The 17822-nt window shown below is 67.8% G+C and carries 20 protein-coding genes; 9 read left to right on the forward strand and 11 right to left on the reverse strand.

The genetic code is table 11. The features are described 5' to 3' along the window. Positions 1-245: 245 nt before the first annotated feature. Positions 246-1052 carry a class I SAM-dependent methyltransferase gene (locus ASE31_RS00565; RefSeq protein ID WP_057199627.1) on the reverse strand — a complete coding sequence of 269 codons (807 nt, stop codon included), beginning with the start codon at positions 1050-1052 and terminating at the stop codon, positions 246-248. Positions 1053-1393: 341 nt separating this feature from the next. Then, positions 1394-2350: a LysR substrate-binding domain-containing protein gene (locus ASE31_RS00570; RefSeq protein ID WP_235514188.1), complete on the reverse strand. Its 957-nt coding sequence runs from the start codon at positions 2348-2350 to the stop codon at positions 1394-1396. Between the two features lie 89 nt (positions 2351-2439). On the opposite strand from ASE31_RS00570, the gene argH reads away from it, so the two are divergent. From argH to ASE31_RS00595, 5 genes are all read left to right on the forward strand, one after another. Next, complete coding sequence (gene argH, locus ASE31_RS00575; RefSeq protein ID WP_057199602.1) at positions 2440-3978, forward strand: argininosuccinate lyase; 1539 nt, start codon at positions 2440-2442, stop codon at positions 3976-3978. A gap of 2 nt (positions 3979-3980) precedes the next feature. Continuing rightward, a complete protein-coding gene (locus tag ASE31_RS00580) occupies positions 3981-4955 on the forward strand; it encodes a tripartite tricarboxylate transporter substrate binding protein (protein WP_057199603.1) in 975 nt (324 codons plus the stop codon). A gap of 133 nt (positions 4956-5088) precedes the next feature. Further along, the gene (locus ASE31_RS00585; RefSeq protein WP_057199604.1) at positions 5089-6162 is read left to right on the forward strand and encodes a porin; all 1074 of its coding nucleotides are present in this window, start codon (positions 5089-5091) and stop codon (positions 6160-6162) included. Positions 6163-6230: 68 nt separating this feature from the next. Then, on the forward strand, positions 6231-6779 hold the full coding sequence (locus ASE31_RS00590) for a hypothetical protein (RefSeq protein WP_157412279.1): 549 nt from the start codon (positions 6231-6233) through the stop codon (positions 6777-6779). A 177-nt stretch (positions 6780-6956) separates the two neighbouring features. Further along, positions 6957-8078 (forward strand): endonuclease/exonuclease/phosphatase family protein, encoded by a 1122-nt coding sequence (locus ASE31_RS00595; RefSeq protein ID WP_057199606.1) that lies wholly within the window; start codon positions 6957-6959, stop codon positions 8076-8078. A gap of 31 nt (positions 8079-8109) precedes the next feature. Here the strand turns inward: ASE31_RS00595 and ASE31_RS00600 are convergent, their stop codons facing one another. Continuing rightward, complete coding sequence (locus ASE31_RS00600) at positions 8110-8358, reverse strand: hypothetical protein (protein ID WP_057199607.1); 249 nt, start codon at positions 8356-8358, stop codon at positions 8110-8112. Between the two features lie 180 nt (positions 8359-8538). Between ASE31_RS00600 and ASE31_RS00605 the strand changes: the two genes are divergently transcribed. Beyond that, on the forward strand, positions 8539-9351 hold the full coding sequence (locus ASE31_RS00605; protein WP_057199608.1) for a lectin: 813 nt from the start codon (positions 8539-8541) through the stop codon (positions 9349-9351). A 17-nt stretch (positions 9352-9368) separates the two neighbouring features. Next, positions 9369-9881, forward strand: coding sequence for an EF-hand domain-containing protein (locus tag ASE31_RS00610; protein WP_057199609.1), 513 nt, complete (start codon positions 9369-9371; stop codon positions 9879-9881). Between the two features lie 96 nt (positions 9882-9977). Here ASE31_RS00610 and ASE31_RS00615 read toward each other — a convergent pair whose 3' ends face one another. From ASE31_RS00615 to ASE31_RS00650, 8 genes are all read right to left on the reverse strand, one after another. Continuing rightward, the gene (locus ASE31_RS00615) at positions 9978-10451 is read right to left on the reverse strand and encodes a hypothetical protein (RefSeq protein ID WP_057199610.1); all 474 of its coding nucleotides are present in this window, start codon (positions 10449-10451) and stop codon (positions 9978-9980) included. 59 nt (positions 10452-10510) lie between these two features. Beyond that, a complete protein-coding gene (locus tag ASE31_RS00620; RefSeq protein WP_057199611.1) occupies positions 10511-11032 on the reverse strand; it encodes a DUF3658 domain-containing protein in 522 nt (173 codons plus the stop codon). A 92-nt stretch (positions 11033-11124) separates the two neighbouring features. Further along, positions 11125-11646, reverse strand: a complete 522-nt coding sequence (locus ASE31_RS00625) for a hypothetical protein (protein WP_057199612.1) — start codon at positions 11644-11646, stop codon at positions 11125-11127. Positions 11647-11665: 19 nt separating this feature from the next. Then, positions 11666-12280 (reverse strand): hypothetical protein, encoded by a 615-nt coding sequence (locus tag ASE31_RS00630; RefSeq protein ID WP_057199613.1) that lies wholly within the window; start codon positions 12278-12280, stop codon positions 11666-11668. A 92-nt stretch (positions 12281-12372) separates the two neighbouring features. Beyond that, a complete protein-coding gene (locus ASE31_RS00635; RefSeq protein WP_057199614.1) occupies positions 12373-12936 on the reverse strand; it encodes a hypothetical protein in 564 nt (187 codons plus the stop codon). A 67-nt stretch (positions 12937-13003) separates the two neighbouring features. Continuing rightward, the gene (locus ASE31_RS00640) at positions 13004-14824 is read right to left on the reverse strand and encodes a S8 family serine peptidase (protein ID WP_082603963.1); all 1821 of its coding nucleotides are present in this window, start codon (positions 14822-14824) and stop codon (positions 13004-13006) included. A 230-nt stretch (positions 14825-15054) separates the two neighbouring features. Then, a complete protein-coding gene (locus tag ASE31_RS00645; RefSeq protein ID WP_157412281.1) occupies positions 15055-15483 on the reverse strand; it encodes a hypothetical protein in 429 nt (142 codons plus the stop codon). 177 nt (positions 15484-15660) lie between these two features. Then, complete coding sequence (locus ASE31_RS00650) at positions 15661-16296, reverse strand: LysE family translocator (RefSeq protein ID WP_235514191.1); 636 nt, start codon at positions 16294-16296, stop codon at positions 15661-15663. Positions 16297-16393: 97 nt separating this feature from the next. Here ASE31_RS00650 and ASE31_RS00655 point away from each other — a divergent pair, with 97 nt between their 5' ends. After that, positions 16394-16879: an Lrp/AsnC family transcriptional regulator gene (locus ASE31_RS00655; RefSeq protein WP_057199618.1), complete on the forward strand. Its 486-nt coding sequence runs from the start codon at positions 16394-16396 to the stop codon at positions 16877-16879. A 74-nt stretch (positions 16880-16953) separates the two neighbouring features. After that, on the forward strand, positions 16954-17655 hold the full coding sequence (locus tag ASE31_RS00660; RefSeq protein WP_057199619.1) for a glutathione S-transferase family protein: 702 nt from the start codon (positions 16954-16956) through the stop codon (positions 17653-17655). Positions 17656-17822: the final 167 nt, after the last annotated feature.

Raw genomic sequence — 17822 nt, forward strand, 5'->3', positions numbered from 1 at the left:
TCTGGCTTGCCGCAGCTGTTTGAGCGGAGTTCGTAGAACGCAGCGAGTTCAGCGACGCCCACCCCAGATCCGAGCATCGCAGGTTGCCCCATCGCCCACCGGGCGATGGGGGACGCAGACTGGGGGTCGTCTTCTCTTTGGTGACTTTCTCTTGACGACGCAAGAGAAAGTTACTGCGCCGCCGGGCGCACATCCCGGCCTCCGCCCTTGAGCACGAGCATGCCGCCAGCAAAGGCAGCAAAAACTCAACGGGCCACTACCAACCGAAGCGACCCTTCATAAACCGCCTGCCTGCGCAAGGCCCCATACCGCGCATCCCAGACACCACTGACCAGATCAGCACGCAACGCCGCCACACTCGCCGCAGCCGACTCGGCCGACACGAAACCCCATGCCGAACAAGCCGTCCGCGCAGCCGGCACCAACAGCATCTCCGGCCGCCCGTAATACGCCTCGTTGAACCCATCCCTGCAATCCCAGGGAATCGGCACCGGCAACACCTCCACCCGCCCACCGAGCGCCGTCGCAATCCGGTCCATGGCTGGATAGCGCCGCGCCTCGGTGGCCAGCACCTCGGGTGCATAGTCGACCAGCCAGAAGTCCTGCACCGCGCCCGGGTCGCAGGTGAGGATCACCACCGGCCCGCGCGTCACCCGCCGCATCTCGCGCAGGCCAGCCTCCACGTCGCTCCACTGGTGGATGGAGAAGGTGGCCATGCTCGCGTCGAATGCGCCATCGGCAAACGGCAGTTGCTCGGCCACACCATCGACGGCGCGCGGCAGGTGCGCTGGCCGCTGGTCGCGCATGGACTGCGAGGGCTCGAGCGCCGTCACCCTGCGACCTGTGGGTTCGTACGATCCGGCCCCTGCGCCCACATTGAGCACGGTGGTGGCCGCGTCGCCCAGGGCCTGCTCGATCAACGCTGCAATGCGCGGATCGGGCTGGCGGTACGACGAATAAGTGCTGCCCATGGCGCCGTAGTCGACATCGCCTGCGCTGCCGTCAGCGGCGCGGGTGGTGCAGGTTTTAGTGGTGCTGGTCGTTTTCGGCATGGTGCCCTCCCCCTGGTTGGTTAAGGGCCCTATGGTCCCTGCCGCCCCCCATGCGGACAAACGAGATTTGCGATGTGCATGCGTGAGAAAAACGCACATGGTCCACTGAAACCGAGAAATCGGCTGTGCGTGAGGGTCTGGCAGGGCCGCAATCCAGGCAGCGGGCGCATCGCGGCGTTGCGGGCTTTGCCAAGGCGGCCAGCCTAGGCAAAGCCCGCGCCTTGCGCTGCATCCCGCGGCCACCCCGGCGCACAGTCGATTTCTCGGTTTCAGTGGACTACTGGGGAGCGGGAGACGCTGACGGGGTGGGCGGTAAGCATCTGAGAAGGCCAGTGCCGGCATCAGCCACGGCGGCTGGTCGTTGCCGTGGCCTGGAAAGACGAGCGCATGCACGACGCGAAATGGCCGGCGTGCGTGTCGCGCGCAGCGAGCTGGGGGCGCAGCATGTAGCTGCGAAACGGGATGTCCGGCCGGAAGGCGACCGCCACCACACCGGGCAGGCGCATGGTGCGCACGACGATGGGGTTGACCAGCCCCACGCCCAGGCCCTCGCTGGCCATGCGGCAGATGGTGGCCGCGTGGGAGGTCTCCAGCACCATGGTGCGGCCGTCGTCCACAAAGGCCGCGTCCACGGCGCGGCGCGAGGCGCTGCCGCTGGGCAGTGAGATGAAGCGCTCTGCGTTCAAATCCTGCGGCTGCACGAAGCGCTTGCGCGCCAGCCGGTGGCCCGAGGGCATGACGCAGACCGCGCTCTCGGTGTGGATGACCGAGGCCTTCACGCCCGGCTTGTCGGGTACGTAGCTGACAAAGCCCACATCGCAGTTCTGCGTGGCGATCCAGTTGGCGATGATCGACGACTCGCTGGTGGCGACGACGATGCGCACGCGCGGGTAGCGCTCGCTGAACAGGCGGATGGCCAGCGGCAGCACGCTCATCGATATCGATGCCGCCGCCGCCACGCGCAAGGTGCCGGCGCCCAGATCGCGGATCGCCCGTGCGGATTCGGACACGCTGTCGAGGCCGATGAAGGCGCGCTCCACGTCCTTGAACAGCGCCTCCGCCGCCTTGGTCGGGACGACCCGCCCGGGCGTTCTGTCGAACAACTCGAAGCCCACCTCGGCCTCCAGCTTGCCGATGATGCGGCTGACGTTGGGCTGCGAGGTGTGCAGCTGCTGCGCCGCCACGGTCATGGAGCCCGTGAGCATGACGGCACGGAAGGTTTCGAGCTGCTTGAAGTTCATGGCAATGGTGGAGGTGGGTGCGCCGCGCAGCATACGCTGCGCACGGCGGCCGGGCATATCAATTTGGTATGCGCAGGGGAAAAACTGTCATTTGCCAGCATCGGCGCGGCTTTTGATACTTCGTCCACCCCAACCAGGACGGATGTATGGAATCAAAAATCAGCCGCCGGCTCAAGGAGCCGCTTGCCCCCGAAATCTGCGAGCACATCTATGGCCCGCGCCTTGCACGCGACTTCGAGCGCGTGTTCCCCAGCCTCGGCGAGGTGAACCAGGCGCATCTGCTGATGCTGCACAAGACCGGCATCATTGCACCCGAAGTGGCCAGTGCGCTGGCCCGGGGGTTGCTGCAGATGGAGGATGAGGGCCCTGCGGCGGTGGAGCTCGACCCCGCCAAGGAAGACCCCTACTTCAACTACGAGGCCCGGCTCATGGAAATCACCGGCCGCGACGTGGGCGGGCGGCTGCACACCGCGCGCAGCCGCAACGACCTGGCGGTGACTATGGACCGCATGCGGGCCCGTGCCGTGGTGCTGGACGTGATCGAGGCGCTGGGCCGCGTGCGCCGCAGCGCGCTGCGCCGGGCCGTTGAATGCGCGGACGCCGTGATGCCTGGCTACACCCACCTGCAGCCGGCGCAGCCCATCACCTTCGGCTTTTACCTCAGCGGCGTGGCGCAGGCGCTGGGGCGCGATATGGAGCGCCTGCAAGGCGCGCTGGAACGCATCGACGCCTCGCCCCTGGGGGCCGGCGCACTGGCGGGCACGCGCTTTCCCATCGACCGCGAGATGACGGCGGCGGCGCTGGGCTTTGGCGCGGTGCTGCCCAACACGCTCGACGCCGTGGCATCGCGGGACTTTGCGTGGGAGGCCATGTCCGCCATGGCCATCGTCGCGCTGACCTGGGGCCGCGTGGCACAGGACCTGCACATCTGGTCCACGCCCGAGTTGGGCCTGGTGGCCTTTCCCGACCGGGTGGCCAGCACGTCGAGCATCATGCCGCAGAAGAAGAACCCGGTGGTGCTGGAGTACCTGCGCGGCAAGAGCAGCCACATCATCGGCCTGCTCACGGCCTCTCTGGTGGCGGTGAAGGGCACGAACTTCAGCCACGCTGGCGACAGCAGCCGCGAGAGCATGCGTAGCTTCTGGGAATGCACCGAGGAGACGCTGCGCTCGCTCGCGCTGTTCGGGCTGGTCATCGACAGCGTGGAGCCGCGCACCCGCACCATGCTCGAACGGGTGCGCTCGGACTTCTCGGTGGCGACCGACCTGGCCGATGGCCTGGTGGCGGAAGGCGGTCTGTCGTTCCGCGACGCCCACCACGTGGTGGGCGGCCTGGTGCGCATCGCACTGGATGCGGGCCAGCGTGCCGACGAACTCACGCCCGCCATGCTGGACCGTGCCGCCGTCGATGTGATCGGGGTTACGCTGGGCTGGAGCGAAGAGAAGCTGCGCAAGTACCTGGACCCCATCGAGAGCGTCCATGCACGGCGCAACGGCGGCCCCGCAGCAGCGGAGGTGGCCCAGGCCACGGCGGCGCAGTCGCGCCACCTCGATGCCATCGTGGCCGAGGCTGGCGCGGTGCGCGAGCGCCTGGCCGCGGTGCGCCGCCGGCTGGCGCATGACGTGGCGGTGCTCGCGGGCGTTTCGGCGCACACTGTTGCCAACCCTCAAGGGGCCACACCATGATGATGAAGAACCTTGCCAAGGCGCTGATCGCCTGCGCCGCACTGGCCGGTGCCTGCCATGCCGGCGGAGCCGCAGCCGCCACCTACCCGGAGCGTCCGGTGCGGCTCGTCGTGCCCTTCGCCTCGGGTGGCACCGTGGACATCGTGGCGCGCATCTTGGCCGAGCGGCTGTCGCGCACGCTGGGCCAGCAGGTCATCGTGGAGAACAAGCCGGGCGCGGGCGGAACCCTGGGCGCGGACTTCGTGGCCAAGGCGCCGCCCGATGGCCACACCCTGCTGCTGGCGGCTTCGTCGCACCAGTCGTTCCACCCCCTGCTCTACAAGCGCCTGCCTTATGACCCCAACAAGGCCTTCACGCAGGTGGCCCTGTTTGCCACGGTGCCCAATGTGCTGGTGGTGTCCAACAAGATGCCGGCGCGCAGCGTCAAGGAACTGATCGCGCAGGCCCAGTCGGGCAAGCGCTTCTTCATGGGCTCGTCGGGCACGGGGGGCGTGAACCACCTGCTCGGCGAGATGTTCGAACTGCGCACCCATGTCGAATTCGAGCACGTGCCCTACAAGGGCGCCGGTCCGGCCAACAACGACCTGCTGGGCGGGCAGATCGACCTGATGTTTGTGAACCTGCCCACGGTGCTGCCACACATCCAGGGCGGCAAGCTCCGGGCGCTGGCCATCGCCGGGGCGGAGCGCTCGCCCTCGCTGCCCGGGGTGCCCACCATGGCCGAAGCGGGAGTGCCCGATTTCGTGGTGGATTCCTGGTCGGGCGTGCTGGCCCCGGCCGCCACCCCACGGGCCATCGTGGACAAGCTATCGGCCGAGATCAACCGCATCGCCCGGGACAAGGCGACGGCCGACCTGCTGGCCGTGCAGGGTGCCCTGCCCCGGCCCGGCACCAGTGACGAGTATGCGGCCCTGGTCCGCTTCGAGACGCAGCGCTGGGCCGAGGTGATCCGCAAGGCCAACGTCACCATGGACTGACCCCACGGTCCTCGCCCCCTCCCGTTCCCCGCAATCCGCGCGGCGCGCAGCGCCACCCACGCCGGGCTTTCGCAAGGAGGGCCGGCGGGCGCAGCCCTGCGGTAGCTCTTTTTGCCACCACCCAGAGACCCCCATGAAGAAGAAACACGCACTCACCCCGCTGGCACTGCTGGCCACCTGCAGCCTGGCGGCAGCCCAGTCCTCCGTCACCCTGTTCGGCATTGCCGATGCGGCCCTGCAGTACGGCGCGGGCAGCACCGCCAACCGCACGCAACTGGGCTCGGGCGGCAACTCCTCATCGCGCATCGGCGTGCGCGGCACGGAGGACCTGGGTGGCGGGCTGTCGGCCGGCTTCTGGCTGGAGGCCGGGCTGACGCTGGACAGCGGCACCTTCGGCACCACCAACACCAGCAACCAGGCGGCGGGCACCAGCGGCGGCGGGGGCCTGGTGTTCGGGCGCCGCTCCACCGTGAGCCTGGCGGGCACCTGGGGCGAAGTCCGCCTGGGCCGCGACTATGCTGTGCAGTACTACAACCGTTTCGAATTCGACCCGTTCGGCAACAACGGCGTGGGTTCATCGCAGACCAATGTGGGCTCGCTGGGCGGACCGGTGTCCTCACGGGTGTCCAACGCCATCATGTACTTCCTGCCATCGGGCCTGGGCGGCCTGTACGGCGAGCTGCAGCACTACCGGGGCGAGAACCCGGGCAACGCCGGCCCCACCGCGGACGATGGCACCGGCAGTGGCGTGCGCCTGGGCTACCGTGCGGGGCCACTGAACCTGTCGGCCGCGCATGCGCGCACCCGGTTTGCGCGCACCGCGACCACCGGGGACATCACCTCCAGCAACCTGGGCGCACGCTACGACGCCGGCCCCTTCACGGCCATGGGGGGCATCTACCGCGACCGGGTGGAGACGCTGGGTGGGCTGGTGGGCCGCGGCGCGCAGGTGGGCGGCGTGTACCGCGTGGGCACCGGGGAGGTGAAGGCGCAGTGGTCCCAGTACCAGACCACGGCCAGCGGCACGCCGCAAACGAAAAAGCTGTCGGTCGGCTACGTACACAACCTCTCCAAGCGGACGGCGCTGTACGCGACCTATGCCCGTGTGCGCAACAGCGGCGGGGCCACCACCGCGCTCAATAGTGCCACCACGGCGGCCAACCAGGCATCGTCGGGCGTGGACCTGGGGGTGCGGCACACGTTCTGAGTAGTGCATCCGGTTCGCCACGCGCGGACAGCGGCACAATGCGACACCACCGCATTCCACACCAGACCATGGCACGCTCCACGATTCCATCCAAGGCAAGGCGCCTGCTCGCAGCGTTGGCGCTTGCCCTGCCAGCCGCCGCTGCGCTCGCCGCCGATATGCCCGCGGACATCCTGGAGCTGCACACCCGCTGCGTGGCCAGCACGACCGGTATCGACCTGGTGTTCGGGCTGCGCAACCGCAGCGAGCGCACGGTCTGGGTGTCGGGCGATACGGCGCCCTGGGCGGCGGCGTTGCGCAGCCTGCGCATCACGGCAGAGAGCCAGGGTGCAAATGCACAGCCGCTGAAAGGGCCTGTCGCATGGGGGTACGCACCTCCCCCAGGCTCTGTCAGGGTCATGCCTTCAGCCAGTGCCGAAGGAACGATCTCGCTGTCGCGCGCCTTCCCCGAACTGGCGCAGGCGGCACAGCAAGCCCCGGTGCGCATCCGGTGGACATGGCAGGGCTTGATGGGGGAATCGGCAATGGCCGGGGCATGGGGGCCTACCGCCAGGTTCGAGGGGGAAGTCACGGTGCAGGGATCAGCCTGCTCTCTGGCGAGCACGCGGCGGGTTTGACGGACAGAAAAGTGACCAAGCTGGGCAGGCGAGAGCCCTTGTTCCAGGATGTGGCGATGCCGAAGACGATCTCCTACCAGGGCAGAACGGCTTGGCAATTTGAAGATTGCATGGGCAGACATCCGTCCGCATACTGCGCGCCAATCCTGTCGCCCTGCAACCCACGGAGAACTTCCCATGTCCAACATGTACGCCGGCCTGCGCCGCGATATCGAAGACGAGGACGCGCGCAAGCGCTGTGCCGAGCGGCTGCTCGCTCTGCGGCAGCGGCTGGCGCCACTGAAGGGCCGCAGGAACGACAGCAACCTGATGCTGGCGACCTGGAACATCCGGGATTTCGACTCCAACAAGTTCGGCTTCGGCCCCCGGCTTGCCGAGACCTTCTACTACCTGGCGGAAGTCATCTCGTGCTTTGACCTGGTGGCCCTGCAGGAGGTGAACCGCGACCTGGGCCCGCTGGAGAAGCTGGTTCGCATTCTGGGGCGCGAATGGGATTACATCGTGACCGACACCACCGAGGGCACGGGTGGCAATGGCGAGCGCATGGCGTTTCTCTACAACCGTGAAAAAGTGTGGTTTCGCAAGATCGCCGGAGAAATCGTGCTGCCCGACGGGCAGCTGGTCGTGTCACCCAAGACGGTCAAGGTGGACGGGGAAACCGTCGACACCGAAGCCAAGCAGCAGTTCGCCCGCAGTCCCTTTCTGGTGGCGTTTCAGTCCGGGTGGTTCCGCTTCAGCCTGTGCACGGTGCATATCTACTACGGCAAGGAGTCGGGCGCGCAGTTGCAGCGGCGCATCGACGAGATCCAGAGCCTGGCGAAGTTCTTTGCGCAGCGGCAGGACCAGGCCAGCAAGCAGGAAAAGGACAGCCGGGGCGCCGTGGAAAATTATGTGCTGCTGGGCGACTTCAATGTGGTGAGCCCCAAGCACGAAACCATGGCCGCACTCAAGAGCCACGGGTTTGCAGTACCGGCGGCCATCGACGGCGACAAGGTCCGCAAGAAGGGCATGCATTTCTACGACCAGATTGCGGTGCGGGTCAAGGACGAGCGCTTTCAGGTGCGCAGTGGCGGCATCGTGGACATCTTCGAGGACGTGTTCCGCGATGAAGACCTGCCGGTCTACCAGGCCCACATGCCTGCCAAGGACCCGGAGAATGGAGCCACCGTCGCCAAGACACCCGAGAAGCTGTACCAGAAATGGCGCACCTGGCAGATGTCGGACCATAGCCCCCTGTGGATCGAGGTGCAGACGGACTTTGCGGACACCTACCTCCAGGCCCTGGCGGACAAGGGCTGAGGCGCGCGGCGCGGCGCGATGGCGGGCGGATTCACCCCTGCCCGCGCGCCGCCAGGACCAGCCCGCCGACCAGCAAGAACACCAGGTACGCCAGGGCCCACCAGGCCACCGTGGTCAGGTGCCAGGCAAAGCGCAGCGTGCCGGCCGTGAAGGCCGTGCTGCCCAGCACCTTGGGCAGGCTGTCCTCGCGCCGCAGCAGACGGATGAGGATGTAGCGCTCGCCCAGGAAGGAATGGGCCAGGCCGGTCAGCCAGATCAGGGCCGCAGCAACAGCGAGCATGGGTGGTACCTTAGAACCTGTTCAGGATCTTATAGGGCACGATGATAGTTACCACGTAGTTGCCAGCCAAGCGCGCCGGCGACACGCCAAACCCACATAATGCCGACGAAGAGATGCTGGCGCGCCCTGGGTGCACCGGCACGATAGCAGTAACCCGATGCAACAAGGAGGAAAAGACCTATGAACACACAACCCGTGATCCGTCTGCGGCACGCCTGGCTGCTGTGCGTGCCGCTGATGCTGGCCACCCAGGCCGCGCAGGCGCAGGAGCAGTTTGTGGACCTGCGCTCCAACGGCGGCTACACCTCGGCCCGCCTGGCGGACGACGTGACCCAGGTGGACCTGGCCGAGCAGACCCAGGGCGCCTGCCGCTTCAACCGCACCTGGGGCTACGACCTGACCAACCGCGAGCTGTGGACCAATGGCGGCTGCGGCGGGCGCTTCAAGATCACGCGCACCTATGCCCAGGGCAATGGCAACAACAGCTCCAACAACGCAGGCGCAGCCGTAGCGGCCGTGGCCGCCATTGCCGGCATTGCGCTGCTGGCCAACCACAACAAGCACGACGACGACCGCCGGCCCGACTACCCGGACTATGGCAACGGTGGCGGCGGCGGCCGGGGCGGCGAGATCCGCGTCAATGGCAACCTGTGCCTGGACGTGAGCAAGGGCAATTTCCGCCCTGGCAACGCGCTGCAGGTGTTTGCCTGCAACGGCACGGATTCGCAGCGCTTTCGCGTAGGCCGTGGTGGCGAAATCCGCGTGCGCGATTTTTGCCTGGACGTGGAGCGCGGCGACCCGCGCGATGGGGCCCGCGTGGTGCTGTGGTCGTGCTCAGGCGCCCCCAGCCAAAGCTGGACGACGCGCGGCGGACAGATCGTGAGCCAACTGTCCGGCAAGTGCCTGGACGTGGTGGACGGCCAGATTCGCCAAGGGCAGCCGGCCATGGTGTGGCAGTGCAATCGCAGCCCAAGTCAACGCTGGTGGTGGTAAGGCAGAAGGACCCGATCATGAAGAATCTGACACTGATGAACCGAGCCATCCCCCTGCTCTGCGCGGTCTCCTGCAGCCTGCTGCTGGCGACGGCAGCCACCGCACAGACGGCCGCTGACGCACCCGCCGCCAAGCCTGCGGCGGCGGCAGCCCACCCGCACAAGAAGGGCCCCGGCCGCACACCCGGCGACCGCCTGCAGGCCATCTGCACGGCGGCCGACCTGGACCACGATGGCAATGTCTCGCTCGACGAGTTCCACCAGGACATCGTGCAGAGCTGGCACAGCCTGGGGCCCGACGCCAGCGGCCACGTTGTACTAATCGAACTGGCCCAGGTGCCGCGCATGGGCAAGGGCCGCATCAAGCGCCTGGCCGCCGCCGACAAGGATGGCGACGGCAAGCTATCGTTCAAGGAAGTGGTGGAGGCACGCATGGCCTATTTCGAGGCGGCGGATGCGGACAACAACGACCTGCTGTCGGTGCAGGAGTGCGTGGCGTTTGAGAAGAAGCGGCGGGCCAGCAGGCCCTGAGCGAAGACACCCTTCAGAATGAACGACGGGGCTTCGCGGCCCCGTTTTCTGTTGTTCCTCTTGTTTTGCCCGCCAGGCATGCGCTTGCCGCACCGCTCACAAATACCCCTGGGCGGCCAGCAGCCACCAGAGCGCGCCCGCGCCGGACCACAGCGAAGCCGTAGCGAACAGCAGGGGGCGAATCGGCACGGGGCGCCAGAACACCAGGGCATACAGGCCGCCCACGGCAAACGGGGCGCAAGCCAGCACGGCGAGGCGACCCTCGAGGGAGCCGACCAACGGGCGCCCCATGAACATCCACGCCAGGCCCGCGGCGCACAGCAGCAGCGCCAGGAACACCTTGGAAGCGCGCTGGCTCCGTGCCGCCCGCCTCTGGGCGGCCTGCTCCGCCCGGGCCTCCCATGCCATCCCCGCCACCGGCGACAGAATCACCACCGCCAGGCCCATGCCGCCGCTGAACCAGGGCACATGGGCGGCCAGAAGGACAGACGCCACGATCCCGGCCACCAGCGACACCAGCACGCGAGGCGCGGCAAGCATGTCCAGGAGAGGGTCGAGCAGTTCATTCATGGGGTTTCACCGGGCTACGCGTGTGGGGAATGGCAGCCGAGATTGCGCGGCGGGCAGCATCAGAAACTTTCTGCTCTGCTGTGCAGGCGAACCTCGCTGAAACGCATGTAGTGCAGGTTCCCTTGCGCTTCGAGACTGCCCGCCTCCACAAGCGCAATCACGCGCTGGGCGTAGTAGCCAACGGGTACATCGGGAAGTTCCTTGGAGAGTGCCAGCCAGGCTGTGCCGACAATGCGCGCAGACTTGTGCCACCGCCCAGCTACACAGTCGGCCAGCAATTGCGCATCGATGCGCTGTATCTGATCTGGCGTCAGGCGGTCAACGAGCTCCTGCTCCTCTGGATCGAGCAAAGTGTCGGGCTCGTCTTCTGTCGGGCTGCTCGTATCCAGCGCCGGGTACTCCAGCACCAGGGGAGCGCGCAGGGAGGAAAGAACCTTGACGATGACCTGGCCATAGCTGCGAAAAGCAGAAAGCCGCTCATCGTCGTCAGGCAGCGCCTGGATCACAGGCTCCGCTTCATACAGCACGGCCAAAGCGCGCTCATAGATCTCGTACAGCGCTGCTGCCTGTTCCTGCTTCATGCGTCGTCCAGTTCCGCTTGAGTTGTTTAACCCCGCAGGGCACCTTTCCAGTGTAGTTCGGCCGAGCGATCCATTCGGAAGTGCCCAATGGCTCACCCCATCGCGTGCACCAGCCCCCACAGCACCCCCACCCCTGAAAGCAACGCGCAGGCCGCAAACGCCGTGTAGCCCCAGGGCATGGGCCGGCCGTTGCCCAGCGCCCAGAGAAAGGCGATAGGAAGCGGCGCCACGGCGACTGCGGCGGCGCCGACCCAGAGTGCACCGGCCCACCAGCCGATCAGCCCACCCCAGACTAAGCCGAGCAGGCACAGTCCGAGCGCGGCGATGGGGCGGGAGATGTTCAAGGGCTCGCCCTGCCAGGCGAAGTCCGCTGGTGTTCCGACGGGGGTGCTCACGGTCGCGGGCTTGCCTGCGGCAGTGGCCACGGCATCGGAGTGCCACAGGATGCCGATGCCGGCGGCACCCAGCACCAGCCAGATGCCCATGCCGCCCGTGAACCAGGAGACCCACTGGGTGAGCGCCACGGCAGCCATCAGGCCCAGCAACAGGGGCAGTACCAGGCGTCCGTAGCACCGGTCGGCAAGGGTGGCGACGAATCTGGCCGGCGTATCCATGGTTTGATCGGTCCTTCCTTCAACGGGAGCCGGCAGGCGCTTGCACGGGAAAAGCGCCCCGCACCAAGGTGATGGCCTGCTGCGCGCTCCGCCAGAACCCCGCATCCCGCACCGGCGCGCCCCAGGCCTCCAGGTAGCGCAGCACGGCTTCGCGTTGCAGCCGGTCGCGCACGCGGCGGGCGGTGTAGGCATCCACCGACTCGAAGGGCAAGGGGTCGCCGTGCTGATAAAAATCCCAGCGCGGCGAGTCTTTCATCGCGCGCACGGCGCGCTGCATGCAGTTGCCGGTGTAGGTGACAAATTCGTTGATGGGCTCTGCGTCCGACGCAGCGCTGCTGCGCACTGCCGCACCGTCGTGCCCGAATCGCTTGCATGCGTACTCCAACACAAAATAGTCGCCCGAACTGACGTGAGGCATGACTGCCGTGAGCCCCGGGCTGCACGCAGGCGACCACAGCAGCAGCGGCAAGGCGCCAGGGGCTGCGGTGTAAGGCTGGTCTGGAAAAGCCAGCGCCACCCTTTCAGCGCGCGCAGCCACCAGGGGCGGCAGGCTGGCGAACTGGCCGATCAGCGCTTGCAGCGGGGCCCGGACCACGGACAGGTTGAAAAACGTGCGCTCAAGGACGTGGGACATAGTGCTTGCATGCGTGGCGCGGGCAGCAGGGCCGCGCGCGCCATGGCACATCCACGCCCCTTGCGAGAGGCGTGGCTGGCCTGGCGGGCGGTTCAACGTGCTGCGGTTTGCTTCCACCAATTGGGCATGGCCGCCAGCACTTCGCCGCCCGCCTTGAGGCTGTTGGCCAGCTCCAGCGCAGCGCTGCCGGGGGCCGTGGCGATCAGGTACCAGTTGCTGGTGGTGCCCAGCCGCTGGGTGACCGCCAGGCCCTTGGCCTGGGCCCACGCGCGCACCTGGGCGTCGCTCCAGTCGGTGTTGAACTTGACGACCACGCCGCCGGGCAGTGCCATCAGCCGGCCCGCGGGGGAGTTGCCCTCGCGGTACACGGGTGAGGTGTGCGTGCCGGCGCCCTTGGCCACGCTCTGGTTGGCGGGCTGCAGCTGCACCAGGGGTGCGGGGCTGGCGCCCTCGCCCACGCTGCGCGCCTGGGTATTGCTGCCCGCTTCGGGGATCGGGGTGATGACGGCGACCAGGCTGGTGTCGAGCGTGATGCTGCGCTGGGTGTCGCCGTCGAAGTAATGCGCCGTGGTGGCGGCCAGGGCGCCGCTGGCGATGGCACCGGCAGCGACGGCTACTGCGGCAAGGCGCAGAAGGGAGAGAGTGGGGAGCTTCATGGTGTGAGGCCTCAGCAGGTATTCAGTGAAATGGCGTGGTGTGCGGTGGAGCAGGCGGCGCGGCTACTCAGTAGCCATAGGCCTTGATGCTCCAGGCCGAGACGCTGCCGGTCTCGCCCGTGCGGCCGTCGCGCACGGACAGGGTCCAGTTGCCGTCGGCGGCCTCACCCATCAGGCGCGCGATGCCGAAGGTGAAGCCCCCTTCCAGCGCGGCGCCGCAGGTGACGGCGTTGGCCGCTGTGTCCTTGCACTCGCGCACCACCGATACCGTGCTGCGCGTGCCGGCGGGGCTGGTGAGCGTGATCTCCAGGTCGCCCACGTTGGTGTGGTTGGAGGTGATGGCCAGGTCCACGAATTCGAGCTTGCCGATGCCGCTGCCCTGCAGGGTGAGGCTGCTGGTGGTGGCGGGGCCGTCGTCGGCAATGGCCAGGGGGCTGCCCAGCGTGGCGGCCTGGGTGGCGGTTTTCTGCGCGGGCAGCAGGGCCCAGCCCGGGGCTGCGCGCACGGCGGCCAGCGCGTCGATGGCGCCGTAGCCGTACTCATGGTTCACGTGCAGGCCGCCGCCGTTGGTCACCCAGCCGGCGTTGGCAGGGTCGGTCTTGCGCGCGGTGCGGGCCAGGATGGCGCGCACGTCGCGCCAGCTGAGCGCGGGGTTGGTCTCCAGCAGCAGCGCGGCCACACCGGCCGCCTGCGGCGTGGCGGCCGAGGTGCCGTTCATGCAGCGCGTGTAGTTGGGGCTGCCGGTGATGTCCTGCGGCTTGTTGCCGTCGTTGTAGCCGCCCGCGCCCGATACGTCGGTGGTGGTGGTCGTCTGCGTGGAGCAGAACTCGCCGCCATAGGCCGTGACCAGCAGGTTGGAGCCGGGCTCGGAGTAGGAGGAGCGCTGGCCCTGGTCGTTGAGCGCGCCGATGGCCAGCACGCCCTGGAAGTTGGCCTGGCCGTCGTAGTCCGAGCGGTCCTCGGGCGCACCGTTGCCCGCGGCCCAGGTGTAGACGGCGCCCTTGCCGCCGCGCCCGGTGCTGATGCCGGTGCGGATGGCGTCGCGCCACAGCTCGTCGGCCGGGGCCAGCAGGCCGTTGCTGTCGGCCGCGCCGTAGCTGTTGGTGTAGATGTGGTTGCTGGCCAGGTCCTTGGTCACCGCGTCGGCACCGAAGGCACCCGTGGTGGCCGACAGCAGGTTGTAGCCCACCAGGCGCGCGTTGAAGGCCACGCCCGTCACGCCCAGGTTGTTGTCGCCGATGGCCGCCGCCAGCCCGCCGCAGCTGGTGCCGTGCGAGCTGGTGGATGACGATGGGTCGCCATAGGCATTGGTGCGGTAGTCCCAGCTCTTGCCGGCCACCACGCGCAGGTCTTCGTGAAAGATGTCCAGGCCATCGTCGATCACCGCGATCTGCACACCCGTGCCGGTGGCCAACTGCCAGGCCTTGCCGATGTTGAGGTCTTCGCCCGCCAGGGCGGCCGGGCCGCCCGCGCCGCTCTGGCCCGTGTTCTTGAGGTGCCATTGGCGGCTGAACAGCGGGTCGTTGGGCACCAGGGCCGGCAGCGCGCCGCCCCCGCCCACGCTGACCAGCCCGCCCACCGTCACCACCACGTCATAGAACGACTGGCTGCCCACCGTCAGCGTGGCGATGGTGACCTGCCCATTGGCCGGATTGAAGCTGTCGTAGGTGCGGTTGGGCCCCGTGGCGCTGAACCCCAGCACGTTGCCCACGGTGATGACGACGTTGTCGTACTTGGTGTCACCTACCACCAGGCTGCCGATGCGCACCTCGGTGGGGCGGTCGGGCGACCAGGTGGTGGCCGCGCCGGCCAGCCCGCAGGCGGCCAGCATGGCGGTGACAAGCGCCAGGCGCGCAGGCCTGCGGATGGTGGATCGTGGGAGACGCATGGAAGACACCCCTGTTGGTTTTGGATTTGACGGCGACGGCACCCAAGCCTGCACCGCCACACGATTATCGAAACCGCCCGGGGTTTGCGCCAGCGAAATATGGCGGCGCGGCCCGATACCGCGCGGCAGCACGCCCTTGGCTGCACCGTTCTCTGGCCGCAGTGCACGCAGCAGTCTTCCGGGGCACCTGCTTCGGCTGCGCTTCGGCGGCTCCCGTCAACCATCACCCATCACCCATCAATGACGTTGGCGCTGAGCCCCTGCACCCGCCGCAGGATGAAATAGACCCCGTAGGCCGCCATGCACAGGCAGCACGAGATGATCGCGTGCAGCCAGAACATTGCCTGGAAGCCACCCCATCCCATGAAGTCCCGGGTCAGGCCCATTTCTCCTGCCATCCAATGGACGGAGGCCTGGGCCAGCGGAAACAGCACCAGCCCGCCCCGCATCCACGCCAGCGGGTTCAGCGTGCGAAAGCCAAACCAGATGCACAGGAATGCCATCCACTGCAGCAGCCACCCGATGGTCGCCAGCCCTTCGGGCTTAGGATACGGCGTTGCATACCACTGAACCGAACAGGCCACGCTCGCCGAAGCCAGGGCCGCGAGCAGCAGGCAACGGGCGATCAGGCCCACGATGAATCCCACGGACATGTGCATGCGCATTCTCCCGGTCAAGATGGTGGCGCCCAGCGTAATGGCGGTGGCCTGCACCGTGAGGAAGGCACTGCAGAAGAAGCCTGTACGGCTACTCCACGGAGCACCTGGCGATACCTGCAGCGCTCCCCCCCGCAGGCATGCGTCAGCGCAAAAAGGCAAGCCGCTGCCAGGAGGCATTCAGCGAATGCCAGCTGCCAGCCGCCCTCCCAGCCCAACCAGGGCCACACCCGCAATCCGTATGGCCAGGCGCCGGGCGCCGGGAAACGCCTTCAGACGCACCGCCACCAGGTTGCCCACCAGCACCAGGGCGGCCTGGTAGGCAAGGCTCAGCACGGTGACGTGCAGCATCATCAGCGCCAGCGTGGTGCCGGAGGCACCGGGCTTGAGGAACAGCGGAAAGAACGCGACGAAGAACAGGATGACCTTGGGGTTGGTCAGGCTCACCATGAAGGCGCGGCGAAAATACACCCCTGCCGTCTGCGCGCGGGCGGGCTCTGCGCCCGCGCCGCCGGGCTGGCTGCGCAGCAGTTGCACGCCCAGCCAGCACAGGTAGGCGGCACCAAACCACTGCAGCCCCTGAAACGCCAGGGGCTGCGCCTGCAGCAGCGCGGCCAGGCCGGCCGCAGCCGCCAGCATGAACAGGCAATCCCCCGCGAGGGTGCCCAACACCGCAGCCATGCCCGCGCTGCGGCCGTCGCGTGCCGTGGCGTCGAGGATGGCGATGGTGCCAGCGCCTGGAACGGCCTGGAACACCAGGATGGCGGCGATGAAGCTGGCGTAATTCTGTATGTCGAACATGGTGCAAATAGGCATGGGTTGGAGATACACGATCATCTGCCGCCAGACCACCGGTGGTACAGTGGATTGCTACGGCCCATCGGGCCCGGACCACGCTTTTTTCTGGTGAAACATGGCTGTGACAAGAACCCAGGCACACGAGCTGGATGATGCTGCCTGGCGCCTGCTGGGCGCACTGCAGCGCGACGCGCGGGCACCGCTGAAGGTACTGGCCGAGGCGGCCGGCCTGTCCGTGGCCGCCACCGCAGAGCGGCTCAAGCGGTTGCTGGATGCGGGCATTGCGCAGGGCTTCACGGCGCAGTTGGATGCCGCCAAGGCGGGCTACCCAGTGCAGGCCACCATCGGGATCACCGTGGCCCAGCCCGCCAAGAAACCCCTGCTGGACCGATTGCGCGCGGCCCCCGAGGTGCTGGAGTGCCACCACGTGGCGGGCGCTGATTCGTACGTGATGACCGTGGTGGCCACCAGCCTGGCCGACCTGGAGCGCTTCATCGGCACCATCAACAAGTACGGCGAGACCCGCACCTCCATCGTGTTTTCCACCCCCATCGCGCGGCGCGGCCTGGTGCCGCCGGGCACGACCAGGCGCGCGCCGTAGAGGCAAGAAAACCGCCCGCGCCCGCGTGGTACCGTGCGCCTTCGATCCACCTTCACCCCCAGGAAGAGACCCGGATGAACCAGCCCGCCCCACATGAACCCCAGGCCCCCGCAGCAGCGCCGCTCGTGCTCTACGGCCACCCCTTCTCGTCGTACACGCAGAAGGTGCTGATCGCGCTGTACGAAAACGCCACGCCCTTCGAGTTTCGCGTGCTGGGGCCCGATGCGCCGGAGCATGCGGCCGCATGGCTGGCGAAGTGGCCGCTGCGCCAGTTTCCGCTGCTGGTGGATGGCGCGCGCGACGTGGTGGAGACCAGCATCATCATCGAGTATCTGCAGCTCAAGCACCCAGGCCCCGTGCGCCTGATACCCAGCGACCCGGTGGATGCGCTCGACGTGCGCTTCATGGACCGGTTTTTCGACCTGCACGTGATGAACGCCATGCAGCTGGCCGTGAACGGCGCGCTCACGGGCGACCCGGTCAAGCGCCAGGACGGCATGGCCCTGGCCGTGGAAAAGCTCGACCGCGCCTACGCCTGGCTCGAAACCCGCCTGGCCGGCCGCACCTGGGCCACGGGCGAGCATTTCACGCTGGCCGATTGCGCAGCGGCGCCCTCGCTGTTCTATGCGGACTGGACGCACCCGATTGCCGAACAGTACCCGGTGCTGCGAGCCTACCGCGCGCGGCTGCTGGCGCGGCCTTCGTTCGCGCGTGCGGTGGACGAGGCGCGGTACTTTCGGCCGTACTTTCCGCTGGGTGCGCCGGACCGCGATTGACGCACCTCTTGCATGGTAACGCTGCGCAACAGCTGCTGCACCGACAAGTCCCCTGCCCACCTGAGGCAGTGGTTGACCCTCCCGGGCAACCGGGCCACTGAGGGGTTCGGCACAGAGGTGATGGCCGCGAGCCCGGCACCGGGCCTGAGCGTCTGCTTGCAGCTTGC

Origin of the sequence: Acidovorax sp. Root217 (assembly GCF_001428645.1) — a bacterium.
Taxonomy (GTDB): Bacteria; Pseudomonadota; Gammaproteobacteria; order Burkholderiales; family Burkholderiaceae_C; genus Acidovorax.